Origin of the sequence: Micromonospora sp. NPDC050784, assembly GCF_044456765.1 — a bacterium.
Classification (GTDB): Bacteria; Actinomycetota; Actinomycetes; order Mycobacteriales; family Micromonosporaceae; genus Micromonospora; species Micromonospora foliorum.
The window spans coordinates 77,334-93,327 of the sequence record NZ_JBITGG010000019.1; the positions used below are offsets into that span (position 1 = coordinate 77,334).

Here is a 15,994-nt window from a genome sequence, read left to right on the forward strand (position 1 = left end):
GGCGTTGGGTTGACCGGCGGCATCGAGCTGACAGGTGGCGTTCCTGGGCGCGGCTCCGCCTGTGTGGTCGCGGCTGGGCCAGCGATCGTCAGACGGCGACGAGGCCGGTCCGCCGTCGTGGCGGGCCGGCCTCGTTCTTGCCGTAGGCGGTTACTCAGCGGCCGCTGACCGAGGGTGCCGGTGCGGGTGAGCCGCCGGCCACCGCGCCCGGGTGCGCCGGGGCGACCGGGGCGGGCTTGAGCCCGGGCGGCACCGGCAGGGCGCTGCCCCGGGCGAACTCGTCCCAGCTCACGTTCCAGGCGGTCCAACCGTTGCCCGGCTGTAGCTCCACCTCGGTGCCCTTGACGGTGACCAGGTCACCGACCTGCGTCACCCCCATCAACCAGTTGGCCGCCGTGGCGGAGACGTTCGCGCAACCGTGCGACACGTTGGTGTTGCCCTGGTCCCCCTCCGACCAGGGGGCGGAGTGGATGAACTCACCACCCCAGGTGTAGCGCTGGGCGTCGTCGACGTCGACCACGTACCCACCGTCCGGCTCACCCCGGGTGTCGAAGGTGACCCGCTCGTGCTTCTCCATGATCACCATCTTGCCGCTGGAACTCGGCGTGCTCGGCTTACCCAGGCTGACCGGGATCCGGCGGACCTGCTTGCCGTCGCGCAGCACGGTCATCTGCTTGGTGGCGTTGTCGATCTCCAGCGAGACCTGTCGTCCGATCTTGGAGGTCGCGGTCCGCTCGGCGTCGCCGACCCGGTCCTTTCCGATCGGCAGACCCTCCAGACCGGCCCGGACGCTGATGGTGGTACCTGGCTTCCAGAAATCGGGTGCCCGGTAATAGACCTGACTTCCATCCTCAAGCCACGACCAGGTGCCCGGCTGCGGCGGATTGGTCTTTACGAACAACCGTCGCTGGACATCCGCTCTGGCCTCTTTCGGAATTCCCGGGTCGAACGCCACCGTTACCGGCATCGCCGTGCCGTACGTCCGATTGCCGTTGAAATAGAGGGTGCTGGTGATCTGCGGCTTGGTCGATTTGGCCATCGTCGTGAACGTGGTGGTGCGGGTGGTGGTGGCACCGGAGTCACCGGTCGCGGTCACCTCGGCGGTGTAGGTCCGTCGTGGTTGCAGCGGAGCGCTCGGCACCCAGCCGGAGCCGTCCTCGCGCGGCTCGGCGTTGACCTGCTTGCCCTTGTCGTCGGTGAGGCGTACGCCGGTGACCCGCCCGCCCTTGACCACGGTGCCCAGCTCGGCGCTGACCGGGACGTCCCGGGTCTTGTCCCCCGGTGTCACGGCGAGCTCCGGCGGGGCGGCGTGCTTCTTGGCCGAGCCGGTCGCCGACCCCCGGTCGACGGTGCACGCACCCAGGGCGAGTGGTGCGGCTGCGATGGTTACCGCCAACAGCGTCAATCGCCGCCTAGACGTCATGTTTCAATCCCCCCGTTTTCGACTTCCCTCCGCCACATTCTTGCCCGCTTCACGGGGTCATTAGCGGCATTTCGGAAATAATCGTCGGCGCATTTACCGGCGCATTCTCCGACAATGTTCCAGTTGGCGGAACCGGCGTTCAACCGACCCGTGTCGTGCGCTTTGTTCCGCTTGAGCGACGCGACGTCGACTGTCCGGATGCCGGGCCGGTGGTGGCAACCGATGGTGGGCCTCTCACCGCCTACGGACATCCGCGCGACGTTTGTCCGTTCCATGTGTGCTGGTGCGGTCGATCCGGTTCGTGATCCACTCGGGTTCCAGGAAGTCGTGGCATCCGAACGTCAGGGATACCGCGACTTCCATGAACCCGAGTGGATCATGCGCCAGCCCGGCCCGCCGGGCCGGGCGGGCCGGGCGAGGCCGGGCCGGCGACGGCGGGCAGGGCCGGCGGCGACGGGCCGGGCCGGCGACGGCGGGCGAGGCCGGGCGGGGCGGATGGCGCGCGGCGCGGTTGGCGCGGGAAGTAGAAGGTCACGCCCGGTGGCGCACCTCGTGGGCGGACTTTTGTCAGTTGGAGCGAAACTTCTGCCGAACGCGACGAAGCTTTGCCTTCGTCCGGGGGCAAGGGTAAGGTCTCGATCTAGATAGAGGGTTGCCCATTCGTCGATCAACTTGCCGCCACCTCTGCCGGGTCGCCGCGTTCCGCTCCCGATGGGTCCGGGCCGCACCCGCGCGCCGTCCCACACCGTCCAGCCGGAGCCCGCCTCCGGCCAGTTCGGCGCGCCCGGCAGACGGCAGTCAGGTCGACCGCCGCCGACGGCGTACCAGCCGTCAGGAAGGGACCACCACCATGGATCAACAACTCAACCGACCGGGGCCGACACCGGCATCCGAGCCGGTCAGTCGGCGTGGAGTGCTGCGCGCCGCGACCGTTTCCGCGGCCGCCGTCGGCGCCGCCGGTCTGCTCGGCGGCACGGCCGTCGCCGCGCCCGCCGCGTCCACCGGACAGGCCCAGGGCCGGCGTCGCGTGCCGGTGGACCGGATCAGCATCCAGCTCTACACGCTGCGCGACCAGCTCGCCGCCGACCTGCCCGGCACCCTGGACGCGCTGCGCCGGATCGGCTACCGGCGGGTGGAGCACGCCGGTTTCGTCGGCCGCACCGCCGCACAGTTCCGGGCCGCGCTCGACGAGGCCGGGCTGCGTTCCACCTCCGGACACGTCGGCATCCCGCAGCCGTTCGACGAGGCCACCTGGGAGCAGGCCCTCGCCGACGCCAACGTGGTGGGCTGCAAGAAGATCGTCCACCCGTACTTCGGTCGGGACGCGAGCGGTCAGCCGATCCGGGACCCTGCCGTCTACCGGGCCCTGGCCCGGGACCTGAACCGCGCCGGTCGGCTCGCCGAACGCGCGGGGCTCGACTTCGGCTACCACAACCACCAGCTCGAGTTCGTGCCGCTGACCGGCGGCTCGACCGGGTTCGACATTCTCAGCTCGCAGACCGACTCCCGGCTGGTCCACTTCGAGCTCGACCTCTACTGGACCTGGCGGGGCGCCCACGACCCGGTCGACGTGATCCGGGCCAACCGGGGCCGGATCCGCCAGGTGCACGTCAAGGACCTCGACGTCGAGGGTGGTTTCGCCGACCTCGGCGACGGCGTCATCGATTTCGGCCGCATCTTCGCCCACGAGCGGGAGGCCGGCATCGAGGAGTACATCGTGGAGCGTGACGACGCGGGCACCGCGCCGCGCTCCCCCGCCGACGCCCTGGACACCGCTCGCGTCGGCTTCGACTATCTCGCTTCACTTCGGTACTGAAAACACCCGGGGGACACACCTGATGAGAAGGACCGCATTCGCGTCCGCCCTGCTGCTGGTGACGGCCGGTCTGGCCGTACCACCGTCGGCAGCGGCCGCAGCGCCGGCCGCGCCGCCGGACAGCAGTTTCCAGAAAGTGACACTGAACGACTTCCCGGGCGAGCCGATGAGCCTCGCCGTCCTGCCCGACCTGCGGGTGCTGCACACCTCCCGTACCGGTGAGGTCCGCATCCACGACCCGCGCACCGGGCTGAACACCCTCGCCGCCGACATCCCGGTGTACGAGCACGACGAGGAGGGGTTGCAGGGGGTCGCCATCGACCCGGACTTCGCCCAGAACAAGTGGGTGTACCTCTACTACTCGCCGCCGATGGACACGCCGGTGGACGACCCGGCGACCCCCGGCGTCAACGAGGGGGACGCGCCGGAGACCGGCACCGAGGCGGACTGGCAGCGGTTCAAGGGCGCGCTGCGGTTGTCCCGGTTCAAGCTGGACGGGACGAAGCTGAACCTCGCCAGCGAGCAGCAGATCATCGACGTGCCGACCGACCGGGGCATCTGCTGCCACGTCGGCGGCCAGATCGACTTCGACAGCAAGGGCAACCTGTACCTGTCGACGGGTGACGACACCAACCCGTTCGCCTCGGACGGCTACATCCCGATCGACGAGCGGGCCGACCGCCACCCGGCCTTCGACGCCCAGCGCACCGCGGCCAACACCAACGACCTGCGCGGCAAGCTGCTGCGCATCAAGGTGAAGAACGGTGGCGGTTACACGGTGCCGGCGGGCAACCTGTTCAAGCCGGGCACGGCGCAGACCCGCCCGGAGATCTACGCGATGGGGCTGCGCAACGCGTTCCGGTTCGCCGTCGACAGGCGTACCGACAACGTGTACGTGGGCGACTACTCGCCGGACGCCTCCAACCCGAACCCGGAGCGCGGCCCGGCCGGGCACGGCCGGTGGTTGCTCGTCGACAAGCCGGCCAACTACGGCTGGCCGTACTGCGTGACGCCGACGATCGCCTACCGCGACTACGACTTCGCCACCGGCGAGTCCGGCGCCAAGTTCAACTGCAAGCGCCCGGTCAACGACTCACCGCACAACACCGGCAAGCGCGTGCTGCCGCCGGTCGAGCAGCCGGAGGTCTGGTACGCGGCCGCCCCCTCGGCCGAGTTCCCGCAGCTGGGCACCGGCGGCATCTCGCCGATGGGTGGTCCGGCGTACGACTACGACGGGACCAGCACGTCGCGCACCCGCTGGCCGGCCTACTACGACGGGGTGCCGCTGTTCTACGAGTGGTCCCGCGACTACATCAAGGAGTTCCGCCTCGACGAGGACGGCGACGTGACGGACATCCGTCCGGTGGCGCCGTCGCTGGTGGTGGACAACCCGATGGACATGGAGTTCGGCCCGGACGGCGCGCTCTACGTCCTGGAGTACGGCGACGGTTACTTCGCCGAGAACCCGGACGCGCAGCTGTCCCGGATCGACTTCGTCCGGGGCAACCGGACGCCGATCCCGAAGATCAGTGGCACCCCCACCGTCGGGCAGGCCCCGCTGACCGTCGCGTTCTCCAGCGCCGGCACGACCGACCCGGACGGTGACAAGCTGAGCTACGCGTGGGACTTCAACGCGGACGGCTCGGTGGACAGCACCGACCCGAACGCGAGCTGGACGTTCCCGGAGAACGGCTCGTACACGCCGACGTTGAAGGTGACCGACCGCACCGGACGGTCCGCCTCGGCGTCCCTGCCGCTGGTGGTGGGGCCGACCGCGCCGATCGTCGAGTTCGTCGCTCCGGTGACCGGGCAGCCGTTCCAGTTCGGTCAGACGGTGGCGTACGAGGTGAAGGTCACCGACGACCTGCCGGTGGACTGCTCCCGGGTGAAGGTCACCTACGTGCTCGGGCACGACGAGCACGGGCACCCCCTCTCCACCTCGACGGGTTGCTCCGGAAGCATCCCCACCTTCGTGGATGGTGGGCACAGCGGCGCGGACAACCTGACCGCGGTGTTCGTCGCGGAATACACCGACGCGGGCTCACCCGCGCAGTCGGGCTCGGCCACGGTCGTGCTGGACCCGACCCCGGTGGCCGGTCTGGCCGGCTGACCACCTCACGATGACAGCGGCGGGGGGGGGGGGGGGGCGCCCCCCCCCCCCCCCCCCCCCCCCCCCCCCGCGCGCCCCCCGCGGGCGCCCCCCCCCCCCCCCGGGGCGGGGGGGGGGGGGGGCCCGCCCCCCCCCCCCGCCCGGGGGGGGGGGGGCCACCCCCCCCCCCCCCGCCGCACGTCGTCCAGCTCCAGGGTCCCGCCGGGTGGCCGCTCAGCTCCAGTCGCTGTCGACGTGGTTGTCCCGCCACCGTCCGCCCACCGGCGGGGTGTCCAGCCGGATCCCCTCGTCGGCGTTGCCGGCCAGGTCGTTGTCCTCCACCCGGCAGTCCACGCAACTGCCCCGACCGGTGATCCACAGGCCGTGCGTCTGGGTCTGGTTGTCGTGGTTGTCCCAGATCCGGTTGCCCCGGATGGTGGCCGAGTCGAAGTGCGCGTCGATGGTGATACCGGCCCGCAACTGCGGTGCGGCGGCCAGTTCGTACCCGCATCCCGGCGGTGGCACGTCCCCGCTCCACGCGGTGAACGCGTCCGGGCGCACCGGGGCGAGGGTGAGTTCGTCGCCGGTGTTGGAGGCCACCATGGCAACGGCCCTGCCGACCCGCAGGACCTTGCCCCGGTGTCCGTCGTGCGGCCAGGTGGCCGACCGGTCCACCAGGCACCGCTCGCTGTAGCGGACGGCGTCGCCGGCATTCCCGGTGCCCTCGCCGGTCTGGCGCCCGTTGTTGCGGATGCGGTTGTTGAGCAGCACCGCGTCGGTCATCTGGTGGTCGATCCGAATCGCGTCGAGGCCGTTGCCCCAGAACTCGTTGCTCTCGATCACGACGTCGCGGATCGAGCCCCGATAGCCGCGCCCGAGGTCGTGCGCGTGGTAGCCGTGCCGGCCGTTGCCGCTGATCCGGTTGCCCCGGACGGTGTACGGGCCGGGGCTGTTGCCGATGCTGACCCCGTCGTACATGTTGCCGTCGATGACGCAGTCGGTGAGCAGCCCGCCCCGGCCGGCCACGGACGAGGTGCCCTGCGCCGACACGTCGAACCCGGTCTCCAGGTTGCCGGTCATCGTGCAGGCGGACACGATCAGGCCGTCGGCGCCCCAGTCGGAGATGCCGAAGCGGTTGCCCTGACTGTGGCAGCCGATGATGCGGTAGCCGCGCGGCGGCGGCCAGTAGTCCTTCTGCAGCTCCAGGAAGATGCCGTTGGTGCCGTTGGCGAGGGCGGTGCAGTTCGCGATGGTCAGCCGCTCCACCGTGCCCCAGCCGCCGATGCCGATGCCGATGCCCGCGCCGCCCATCTGCTCGCCGTTGTCGAGGCGGCCACAGCCGACCACCACCACACCGTCGACCAGGGAGTCCTGGAGGAAGTCGCAGCCCAGCCCAGTGGCTGCGGTGTGGTGGATGTAGAGGTTGCGGAAGACGCCCCGCACCATGTACTGGATGCCGAGGCCCTTGGCCAGGTAGTTGTACTCGGCCATGGCGACGCCGGAGCCGTCGATCTGGAAGTCGGCGAAGGTGCAGTCGGCGATGTGCCGGTCCCGGTCGGCGCCGTGCTGCACGGTGGTCCAGAAGGCCAACGGGGTCGGGTCGGCCCGGTTGCCCTCGTTGCTGAGCATGAACCGGGTGGCCGCCGGGCCGGCCCCGATCAGCGACACCCCGCTGCGCCAAACCGTGCCCGCGTCCCGGATCGAGTAAATGCCCGGCGGGCAGTAGATGACCCGGGCCCGCCCGTCCGAGGCGTACCCGGCGCCGAGGCGGTCCACGAGGGCGGCCAGCGCCGGCTGGTCGTTTGTCGCGCCGTCGCCGGTCAGCCCGTACTCCAGCGCGTCGCAGTACAGCGGCGCGCCGGCCGAGGCGGGCCGTCGTACCCGGACCGAGTTCAGTAGCAGCTCGTTCGCCACGGCCACAGGCCGGCTCCCTTCGACGCGTTCGGTGCGTTCCGGCGGGGCCGACTTCCCGATCACGCCGCCGGGAAACCCCGGCCGGTCCCGCGCCGGGAAACCCAGGCCCGCTGACACCCGCCGGGAAACCTCGGCCCGCTGACACCGCCGGGCAGCCCCGGCCCGCTGACACCGCCGGGCGGCCCCGGACGTGCGCCGGCCCCGGCGCCGCACGGGCAGCGCCGGGGCCGGGGGTACGCGTCAGACGGCGGCGATCAGCAGCGCCGGGCGCTCCACGCAGTCGGCGACGTGCCGCAGGAAGCCACCGGCCACCCCGCCGTCGCAGACCCGGTGGTCGAAGGTGAGGCTGAGCTGGGTCACCTTACGGACGGCGAGTTGCCCGTCGACCACCCACGGCTTGTCCACGATCCGCCCGACCCCGAGCAGGGCCGCCTCGGGGTGGTTGATGATCGGTGTGGAGCCGTCGACGCCGAACACCCCGTAGTTGTTCAGCGTGAAGGTGCCGCCGGTCAGCCGGGCCGGGGGCAGGCTGCCGGCCCGCGCGGCGGCGGTGGTCGCCGCCAGTTCGGCGGCCAGTTCGGCGGTGGTGAGCCGCTGGGCGTCGCGCAGCACCGGCACCAGCAGACCCCGGTCGGTCTGCGCGGCGATGCCGAGGTGCACCCCGGCGGACTGGACGATGCGCTGCGCCTCGGTGTCGACCCGGGAGTTGAGCTGCGGGAACCGGCGCAGCCCGCTGAGGCAGATCCGGGCCAGCAGGGCCAGGATGCTCACCGGCGCGTCGGGCGTCGCCGCGTTGATCGCGGCGCGGGTCTCCAGCAGCCCGGTGGCATCCACGTCGACCCAGATGGTCACCTCCGGGATCTCCCGCCGGCTGCGGGAGAGCTTGTCGGCGATCACCTTGCGGACGCCGGTGAGCGGGACGATGACGTCGCCGTCGCCGACCGGGGCCGACCCGACCTGCGGGTCCGGCACGGCGGCGAGCCGGGCGGCGGGCGCGGTCAGCGCGGCCTCCACGTCGGCGCGCCGGATCACGCCCCCGGGCCCGGTGCCCCGCACCGTGTCGAGGTCGACGCCGTGCTCGCGGGCCAGCCGCCGCACGATCGGCGAGATGACCAGGGCGGCGGACGACCGCGCCGGGTCGACAGACGCGGCGGGAGCGGCCTCGGCAGCCGCGCCGGCCGGGTCCGCGTCGGCCGGTTCGGGGGCCACCGCCAGGCGGGGTCGACGCCGACGGCGGGTGGCGGTGCCGTGGCCGGTGCCGTACCCGATCAGCACGTTGCCGGACCCGGCCCGCTCCTCCTCGCGGTAGGTGGTGTGCCCGGCGGGCTCGTCGCCCCCGTCCAGCGGCGCGATGGTGATCAACGGCTGGCCGACCGGGCGTACCTCACCGGCTGCGCCGTGCAGGGTGACCACCCGGCCGGCGTACGGGCAGGGCACGTCGACGACGGCCTTGGCGGTCTCCACCTCGACCACGCTCTGGTCGACCGTGACCACGTCACCCACGGCGACCCGCCACTCGACGATCTCGGCCTCGCTCAGCCCCTCGCCCAGGTCGGGCAGGAGGAAGACCTGCGTCCGTTCGACGATGGTCATGCCGCCGCCCAACGCGCGTCCGGCTGGTCGTCCCACTGCAGGCGGGCGACCGCGTCGAGCACCCGGTCCACGCCGGGCAGGTGGGTGTGCTCCAGCATCGGCGCCGGGTACGGGATGTCCAGCCCGGCGACCCGCAGCACCGGGGCGTGCAGCGCGTGGAAGCAGCGCTCCTGCACCCGGGCGGCGATCTCCGCGCCGACGCCGGCGAAGCCGGGCGCCTCCTGGATCACCACGCACCGGCCGGTACGCCGGACCGAGGCGGTGATGGTGGCGTCGTCGAACGGCACGATCGTGCGCACGTCGACGACCTCCAGGTCCCACCCCTCCTCCCGGGCGGCCTCGGCGGCCTCCAGCGCGACAGGCACCGCCGGCCCGTACGCCACCAGGGTGGCGTCGCGTCCGGGCCGGCGCACGACGGCCCGGCCGAACGGCTCGGTGCGGGTCGGCAGAGACGCCTCGTCGCTGGCGAAGTAGAGCTTCTTGGGCTCCATGAAGACCACCGGGTCGGGGTCCTCGATCGCCTCGCGCAGCAGCGAGTACGCGTCGTCGACGGTCGCCGGGGTGACCACCTTCAGCCCGGGGGTGTGCGCGTAGTACGCCTCGGACGAGTCGCAGTGGTGCTCGACTCCGCCGATCCCGCCCGCGTACGGCACGCGGATGACGATCGGCACGCTGAGCTTGCCCCGGGTGCGGTTGCGCAGCTTCGCCACGTGCGAGGCGATCTGCTCGAACGCCGGGTAGGCGAACGCGTCGAACTGCATCTCGACCACCGGGCGCAGGCCGGACATGGCCATGCCGACGGCGAAGCCGACGATGCCGGCCTCGGCGAGGGGGGTGTCGAAGCAGCGGTTCTCGCCGAAGCGGGCCTGGAGGCCGTCGGTGATCCGGAAGACGCCGCCGAGCGCGCCGACGTCCTCACCGAAGACGACGACCCGGTCGTCGGCGGCGAGCGCGTCGGCGAGCGCGGCATTGAGCGCCTTCGCCATGGTGGTGGCCATCAGGCGTCGCCCTCCTCGGCGTGGGCGGCGGCCAGTTCGGCGCGGACCTGCTCACGCTGTTCGATCAGTTGGGGGGTGGGCTCGGCGTAGACGTGGTCGAAGAGGCTCAGCGGGTCGACCGTGGGCTGCTCGTTCATCCGGGTCCGCAGGTCCGCCGCGTACGCCTCGGCCTGCTCGGCGATCTCGGCGACCGCCGCGTCGTCGAGCACACCACGGGCGCGCAGGTAGGTCTCCAGCCGGGCGACCGGGTCCCGGTCCCGCCAGGCTTCGACCTCGGCGCCGTCGCGGTAGCGACTGGCGTCGTCGGCGTTCGTGTGCGGCTCCATCCGGTAGGTGTGCGCCTCGACCAGGAACGGCCCCTTGCCGGCCCGGGCGTGGGCGACCGCGCGGGTGAGCACGGCGAGCACCGCGACCGGGTCGTTGCCGTCGACCTGCTCGCTGGGTACGCCGTAGCCGACGCCCTTGTAGGCCAGCGACGGCGCGGCGGTCTGCCGCGACAGCGGGACGCTGATGGCGTACCGGTTGTTCTGCACGAAGTAGACCACCGGCGCCTTGAACACGGCGGCGAAGTTGATCCCCTCGTGGAAGTCGCCCTCGCTGGTGGCGCCGTCGCCGATGAAGGCCAGCGCCACGGTGTCGCGACCCTGGTACGCCTCGCCGTGCGCCAGCCCGGCGGCGTGCACGCACTGGGTGGCGAGGGGGGTGCACTGCGGTGCGGTGTGCACCTCGGTCGGGTCGTAGCCGCAGTGCCAGTCGCCGCGCAGCAGGGTGAGCACCTCGACCGGGTCGATGCCCCGGGCAACCAGCGCCATCGACTCGCGGTACGTGGGGAAGACCCAGTCGGTGTCGCGGACCGCGAGGACCGCGCCGACCTGGCACGCCTCCTGACCCCGGGAGGACGGGTAGACGGCGAGCCGGCCCTGCTTGGTCAGGGCGGTCGCCTGGGTGTCGAAGCGCCGACCGAGCACCATCCGGCGGTACAGCTCGCGCAGCACCTCGGCGGGTGGTTCGGGGTAGTCGGCGCGGGCGGGCAGCGGCGTGCCGTTCTCGGCGAGCAGGCGGACCGGCTCGGCGTCGGGCAGCAACGAGCGCGCCGGGTCGGGCGGGGTGACCGTTCGACGGGTGCGCGGGGATGCCCTGCGGACCGCCTGGGGAGTGGTCGTCACGGCGGAACCTCCTGGGACGTGTGGTGAGCCTATGCTTCCGCTTGTGGATGATTGACTCAAGATCGACACAGAAGGCGGGACGGTTGGCATGCGGAGGGCCGGTCAGTGAGCCAGGAGGCCGCCGACGAAGCAGGTCGGGGTGCGGGATCGGGACGATCGGCCCGAGCCCTGGACGAGGTCGACCGGCGGATCCTCGACGAGCTGGTCCGTGACGGTCGGACGTCGGTGCGCACCCTCGCCGAACGGATCCACATCTCCCGCACCAACGCGTACGCGCGGGTGGAGCGGTTGCTCCGCGACGGGGTGATCACCGGGTTCCGGGCCCAGGTGGCGCCCGAGGCGGCCGGGTTGGGCACGTCGGCGTACATCGCCCTGACCATCGAGCAGAACACCTGGCGGGAGGTGTCGGCCGAGCTGGCCCAGGTGCGCTACATCGAGCACGCCGCGCTGCTCGGCGGCGACCACGACGTGCTCGCGCTGGTACGCGCGCCGGACAACGCCGCCCTGCGCGACGTGGTGCTGGGCCGGGTGCAGAGCATCCCCGGGGTGCTGTCCACCCGCACCTGGCTGGTCTTCGAGGAGTTCGACGGCGCCGGCAGCCCCTGGGCGTGAGCGGCGGCCTCTGGGCCTCACCGGCGGCGGCTCAGCGCTCCGGCGGGGCCTCCAGCCCATCGCGGTCGGCCAACTCCAGCAGCGGTTCCAGCGAGTGCCTGTCACCGTCCAGGCCGGCGTGCGGGTCGCCGCGCTCGGCGAACCGGGCCGGCATGCTGAGCACGTCGAAGTCCTCCGGGCGGACCTGGTCCAGCTCCGACCAGTCCAGCGGCGCGGAGACCAGCGCGGCCGGCGTCGGCCGGATCGAGTACGCCGAGGTCACCGTGTGGTCCCGGGCCATCTGGTTGTAGTCGACGAAGACCGGCCGGTCCCGCTGCTCGCGCCACCACGTGGTGGTGACCAGGTCCGGCAGCCGGCGCTGCATTTCCCGGCCCAGCGCGAGCACCGCCCGGCGACACTCACCGAAGCTCCACCGCGGCTCGATCGACAGATAGACGTGCAGGCCCCGACCGCCGGTGGTCTTCGGGTAGGCGGTCATGCCCAGCTCGGCGAGGAAGGCTTGCACCTCGTGCGCCACCGGCACCACCTGCGCGAAGTCGACGCCGGGCATCGGGTCCAGGTCGATGCGCAGCTGGTCGGGGCGTTCCACGTCGGCGGCGGTGACCGGCCACGGGTGGAACCGCAGGGTGCCCAGGTTGGCCGCCCAGATGACCACGGCCAACTCGCTCGGCGCGACCTCGTCGGCGGTACGGCCACTGGGGAAGGTGATGTGCGCGGTTCGCACCCACTCGGGCGCGCCCGCCGGCAGCCGCTTCTGGTAGAACGCGTCGCCCCGGTTGGTCTGCCGGGTGGCGATCGTCGCGCCCTCGAAGACCCCCCGCGGCCAGCGTTCCAGCATGGTCGGCCGATCCCGCAGCGCGCGCAGGATGCCGTCGCCCACCGCCAGGAAGTAGCGGACCACGTCCAGCTTGGTCAGCCCACGCTCGGGAAAGTACGGCTTGTCGGGGCTGGAGACGCGGACCACCCGCTCCCCCACCTGGATCTCCTCCGCCGCTGTGGCCACGCCACCGAGGGTACGACCTGCGCCCACGCCGGACCTCCACCGAGCGGACATCGGCATGGCGGATCACCGGACACGGTTACCGTCGGCGGCGCCCGGGTAGGGGGGCCGCATGGCGGAACTGGCAACCCTCTGGATCGTCCGGCACGGCGAGAGCACCGCGAACGTCGCGGCGACGCAGGCCGAGGCCACGGGCGCGGAGCTGATCGACCTCACCCACCGCGACGCCGACGTGCCGCTCTCCGCGACCGGCGAGGACCAGGCTCGGGCGACCGGCCGTTGGCTGGCCGAGCTGCCGGAGGCGAAGCGCCCGGATGTGGCGGTGGTGTCGCCGTACCTGCGCGCGGTGCAGACCTCGCGGCTGGCGCTGGCCGGCACCGACATTCCGGTCCACCGCGACGAGCGGCTGCGCGACCGGGAACTGGGCATCCTCGACGGGTTGACCGGGCACGGGGTGCGGCGGCGCTACCCGGACGAGGCCGACCGCCGGGAGCGGTTGGGCAAGTTCTACTACCGGCCGCCGGGCGGGGAGTCGTGGACCGACGTGGCGTTGCGGCTGCGGACGCTGCTGGGCGACCTGCGCCGGGACCACGAGGGTTGCCGGGTGCTGCTCTTCGGCCACGACGCGCTGGTCTTCCTGCTTCGCTATCTGGTGGAGGGGTTGACCGAGGACGAGCTGATGGCGCTCACCCGGCAGGACGTGATCGCCAACTGTTCGATCACCGAGTGGTCGGCGGACGGCGAGGACCGACTGGCGCTCACCGCCTTCAACCATGTCGAGCACCTGCGTCAGCAGGGTGCCCGGCCGACCAGGGAGGACGAGATCCATGCCGAGCCGGTCTGAGGTGAAGGTGATCACCCCGGCGTTGCTGCGGGACTGGGCGCTGCCGGTGCCGGCCGGTGGAAAGGAGAGCCGGGGCACCGTCCTGGTGGTCGGTGGTTCCCGCTTCACACCGGGCGCGGTGCTGCTCGCCGGGGTGGCCGCGTTGCGCGCCGGCGCCGGGGTGCTCCAGCTCGCCGCCGCCGAGTCCACCGCCGCCGCGCTGAGCATCCAGGTGCCCGAGGCACTGGTGGTCGGACTGCCGGAGACCACCGACGGCGCGGTGGCCGCCGACCGGGACGGGCAGCTCGGCGACCTGGTCGCGCAGGCCGACGTGGTGGCGGTCGGCCCTGGCCTGAAGGCGATCGACGAGACCAACCGGCTGCTGGGCCTGGTCCTGGAGGCGGCCCGTCCGGAGACGTCGCTGGTGCTCGACGCGTACGCCCTCGGTGCGCTCAGCCACGCACCGGACCTGCTGGTCGGCTCGGGTCGGCCCGTGGTGCTCACCCCCAACGTCACCGAGGCCGGGCACCTGCTCGGGCGGGACCCGGGCGACGACCTGGACGCCGAGGCGGCCGAGTTGGCCGTCCGGTACGAGGCGGTCGTGTCGCTGTACGGGCACGTGGCCGCCCCGGACGGGCGGGGTTGGCGGGAGGAGAGCGGCGACGCCGGGCTGGGCACCTCCGGCAGCGGGGATGTGCTCGCCGGGTTGCTGGCGGGGTTGCTGTCCCGGGGTGCCGACCCGGCGCAGGCGGCCTGCTGGGGTTCGTTCGCGCACTCGGTGAGTGGTCAGCGGCTGATCCCCCGCTACGGCCGGATCGGTTTTCTGGCTCGGGAGCTGCTCGACGAGATCCCCCGCACGTTGGCCATGGTGTGAGGCGGTTTCACCTGTTTCCGCAGTCGGCGTGGGGGTACCGGAACTGCACCAGCCGAGACTTTTCAGGGAGGTCATACCGGTGTCGACCGATGCCATCGTCCTGCTCAAAGAGGACCACAAGGAAATGCGCCGCCTGTTCAAGGCCTTCCAGGACGCCGAGGAGGGGCCGGCGAGCCAGCGGCAGAAGCTGGTGGACCAGATCCTGGAGGCACTGACGGTGCACACCTACCTGGAGAACGAGGTGATGTACCCGGAGGTTCGCCGGCTGCTGCCCGACCTGGAGGACGACATCCTCGAGTCGTACGAGGAACACCACGTCGCCGACGTGCTCTGCGCCGAGCTGGCCAGCATGGACGCCGACGACGAGCGGTTCAACGCCAAGACGACGGTGCTGATCGAGAACGTCACCCACCACGTCGAGGAGGAAGAGGAGGAGTGGTTCCCCAAGGTCCGCGACGCGCTGGGCCGCAAGCAGCTCCAGGAGATCGGCGAGAAGATGATCGCGTTGCGCGCGGACGCGCCGCGCACCCCCACCGAGCCGAAGGCGATCAAGAAGGCGATGGACGCGGTGACCGCCTGAGTCAGGCGCTTACGACGAGGGGCCCGGCATGACGCCGGGCCCCTCGTCGTGCACCGCGTCAGCTGCCCGAGCCCGGCTCGGCCATCTTGCGGTGCTGCTCGGACTTGAGCTTGTCCGGAACGATCTTGCCGGCCGCGGTCTGCACCTTGTTCAGCAGCGAGCCGGCGGTGATCGTCTGATCACCCCTCATCATCGCCTCGAAGCCCTGCGCGGCGACCTTCGCCGGGTCGTCCTTCTTGCCCGAGCCCACCCGGGTGTCCTCCATGTCGGCCCGGTCGAAGAACTCCGTGTCGGTCGGCCCGGGCATCAGCGAGGTCACCGTGACGCCGGTGTCCTTCAGCTCGTTGCGCAGCGCCTCGGCGAAGGACTGCACGAACGACTTCGACGCGTTGTAGACCGCCTGGAACGGCCCGGGCATGGTGGAGGCGATCGACGAGGTGAAGAGGACCCGGCCCGTACCCCGCTCGACCATCCCGGGCAGCAGCTTCTTCGCCAGGTGCACCGTCGAGCGCACGTTGAGGTCGACGATCTCCAACTCGTCGGCGAGGTCGGTGCCGCCGACGAAGGCGCCACCGGCGCCGCGACCGGCGTTGAGCGCCAACGCGTCCAGCGGCCGTCCGGTCGCGGTGACGGCGGCGACCAGCTCGGTCACGCCCTGCTCGCGGGCCAGGTCGACACGGACCGACCAGATCTGCGGGCCGCCGTCGCGGCGCAGCTTCTGTGCCGCCAGGTCGATGCCGTCGTCCTCGGCGGCGATCACCAGGTCGAAGCCGTGCTCGACGAACTGCGCCGCCAGCTCGTACCCGATGCCGCTGGAGGCCCCGGTGACCAGGGCGAGCGGCCGGGTGGAGGTGGGTGTGGTCATGTTCTCGACTCCTTCTGTGCGAACCCTGGCCGCACCCTCGACGGTGCGGTGGTCACCTACCGTGTGCCCCGCGACGCACCGCCCAATCACGTCGGCGGGGTCGCCTCCCGGAGGGCGGCCCGAACGGCCGGTTCCGGCCCGGTAGGATCGGCCCAGGCCGTTACTGGCGCGTGGGGATGGAGAACCATCGGGGAGCGGCCTCGTCACGTGGACGTTTGCCGAGCGCCTGGGCCTTCCCGCA

Annotated in this window: 13 protein-coding genes and 1 riboswitch; of the genes, 6 read left to right on the plus strand and 7 right to left on the minus strand. The window is 72.0% G+C overall.

Features of this window, described 5'->3' with window-relative positions:
- Positions 1-154: 154 nt before the first annotated feature.
- Positions 155-1,423, minus strand: a complete 1,269-nt coding sequence (locus ACIBD9_RS24325) for an Ig-like domain-containing protein (RefSeq protein WP_396721109.1) — start codon at positions 1,421-1,423, stop codon at positions 155-157.
- A gap of 850 nt (positions 1,424-2,273) precedes the next feature.
- Between ACIBD9_RS24325 and ACIBD9_RS24330 the strand changes: the two genes are divergently transcribed.
- Together ACIBD9_RS24330 and ACIBD9_RS24335 are read left to right on the plus strand one after the other, a co-directional pair.
- Entirely contained in the window at positions 2,274-3,239 is a 966-nt protein-coding gene (locus ACIBD9_RS24330; protein ID WP_396721110.1) for a sugar phosphate isomerase/epimerase family protein, read from the plus strand.
- 22 nt (positions 3,240-3,261) lie between these two features.
- Entirely contained in the window at positions 3,262-5,349 is a 2,088-nt protein-coding gene (locus ACIBD9_RS24335) for a PQQ-dependent sugar dehydrogenase (RefSeq protein ID WP_396721112.1), read from the plus strand.
- A 213-nt stretch (positions 5,350-5,562) separates the two neighbouring features.
- Here the strand turns inward: ACIBD9_RS24335 and ACIBD9_RS24340 are convergent, their stop codons facing one another.
- The 4 genes from ACIBD9_RS24340 to pdhA all read right to left on the minus strand — a co-directional run bounded on the left by ACIBD9_RS24340 (position 5,563) and on the right by pdhA (position 10,999).
- On the minus strand, positions 5,563-7,242 hold the full coding sequence (locus ACIBD9_RS24340) for a right-handed parallel beta-helix repeat-containing protein (RefSeq protein ID WP_396721205.1): 1,680 nt from the start codon (positions 7,240-7,242) through the stop codon (positions 5,563-5,565).
- A gap of 240 nt (positions 7,243-7,482) precedes the next feature.
- Positions 7,483-8,835 carry a dihydrolipoamide acetyltransferase family protein gene (locus ACIBD9_RS24345; RefSeq protein ID WP_396721114.1) on the minus strand — a complete coding sequence of 451 codons (1,353 nt, stop codon included), beginning with the start codon at positions 8,833-8,835 and terminating at the stop codon, positions 7,483-7,485.
- Positions 8,832-9,836 carry an alpha-ketoacid dehydrogenase subunit beta gene (locus ACIBD9_RS24350; RefSeq protein ID WP_396721206.1) on the minus strand — a complete coding sequence of 335 codons (1,005 nt, stop codon included), beginning with the start codon at positions 9,834-9,836 and terminating at the stop codon, positions 8,832-8,834. The genes ACIBD9_RS24345 and ACIBD9_RS24350 overlap by 4 nt, the downstream gene beginning before the upstream one ends.
- On the minus strand, positions 9,833-10,999 hold the full coding sequence (gene pdhA / locus ACIBD9_RS24355) for a pyruvate dehydrogenase (acetyl-transferring) E1 component subunit alpha (RefSeq protein ID WP_396721115.1): 1,167 nt from the start codon (positions 10,997-10,999) through the stop codon (positions 9,833-9,835). The genes ACIBD9_RS24350 and pdhA overlap by 4 nt, the downstream gene beginning before the upstream one ends.
- 105 nt (positions 11,000-11,104) lie before the next feature.
- On the opposite strand from pdhA, the gene ACIBD9_RS24360 reads away from it, so the two are divergent.
- Positions 11,105-11,611: an Lrp/AsnC family transcriptional regulator gene (locus ACIBD9_RS24360; protein WP_387169665.1), complete on the plus strand. Its 507-nt coding sequence runs from the start codon at positions 11,105-11,107 to the stop codon at positions 11,609-11,611.
- 31 nt (positions 11,612-11,642) lie between these two features.
- On the opposite strand, the gene ACIBD9_RS24365 is transcribed toward ACIBD9_RS24360, so the two are convergent.
- On the minus strand, positions 11,643-12,614 hold the full coding sequence (locus ACIBD9_RS24365) for a DNA polymerase domain-containing protein (RefSeq protein ID WP_396721118.1): 972 nt from the start codon (positions 12,612-12,614) through the stop codon (positions 11,643-11,645).
- A gap of 109 nt (positions 12,615-12,723) precedes the next feature.
- On the opposite strand from ACIBD9_RS24365, the gene ACIBD9_RS24370 reads away from it, so the two are divergent.
- The 3 genes from ACIBD9_RS24370 to ACIBD9_RS24380 all read left to right on the plus strand — a co-directional run bounded on the left by ACIBD9_RS24370 (position 12,724) and on the right by ACIBD9_RS24380 (position 14,888).
- Positions 12,724-13,455: a histidine phosphatase family protein gene (locus ACIBD9_RS24370; RefSeq protein WP_396721119.1), complete on the plus strand. Its 732-nt coding sequence runs from the start codon at positions 12,724-12,726 to the stop codon at positions 13,453-13,455.
- Positions 13,439-14,308 (plus strand): NAD(P)H-hydrate dehydratase, encoded by an 870-nt coding sequence (locus tag ACIBD9_RS24375; RefSeq protein WP_396721121.1) that lies wholly within the window; start codon positions 13,439-13,441, stop codon positions 14,306-14,308. The genes ACIBD9_RS24370 and ACIBD9_RS24375 overlap by 17 nt, the downstream gene beginning before the upstream one ends.
- Positions 14,309-14,387: 79 nt before the next feature.
- Entirely contained in the window at positions 14,388-14,888 is a 501-nt protein-coding gene (locus tag ACIBD9_RS24380) for a hemerythrin domain-containing protein (protein ID WP_396721123.1), read from the plus strand.
- A gap of 58 nt (positions 14,889-14,946) precedes the next feature.
- Here the strand turns inward: ACIBD9_RS24380 and ACIBD9_RS24385 are convergent, their stop codons facing one another.
- Complete coding sequence (locus ACIBD9_RS24385) at positions 14,947-15,753, minus strand: SDR family NAD(P)-dependent oxidoreductase (protein WP_396721125.1); 807 nt, start codon at positions 15,751-15,753, stop codon at positions 14,947-14,949.
- A gap of 149 nt (positions 15,754-15,902) precedes the next feature.
- Positions 15,903-15,992, plus strand: a riboswitch (ZMP/ZTP riboswitch).
- Positions 15,993-15,994 lie beyond the last annotated feature (2 nt).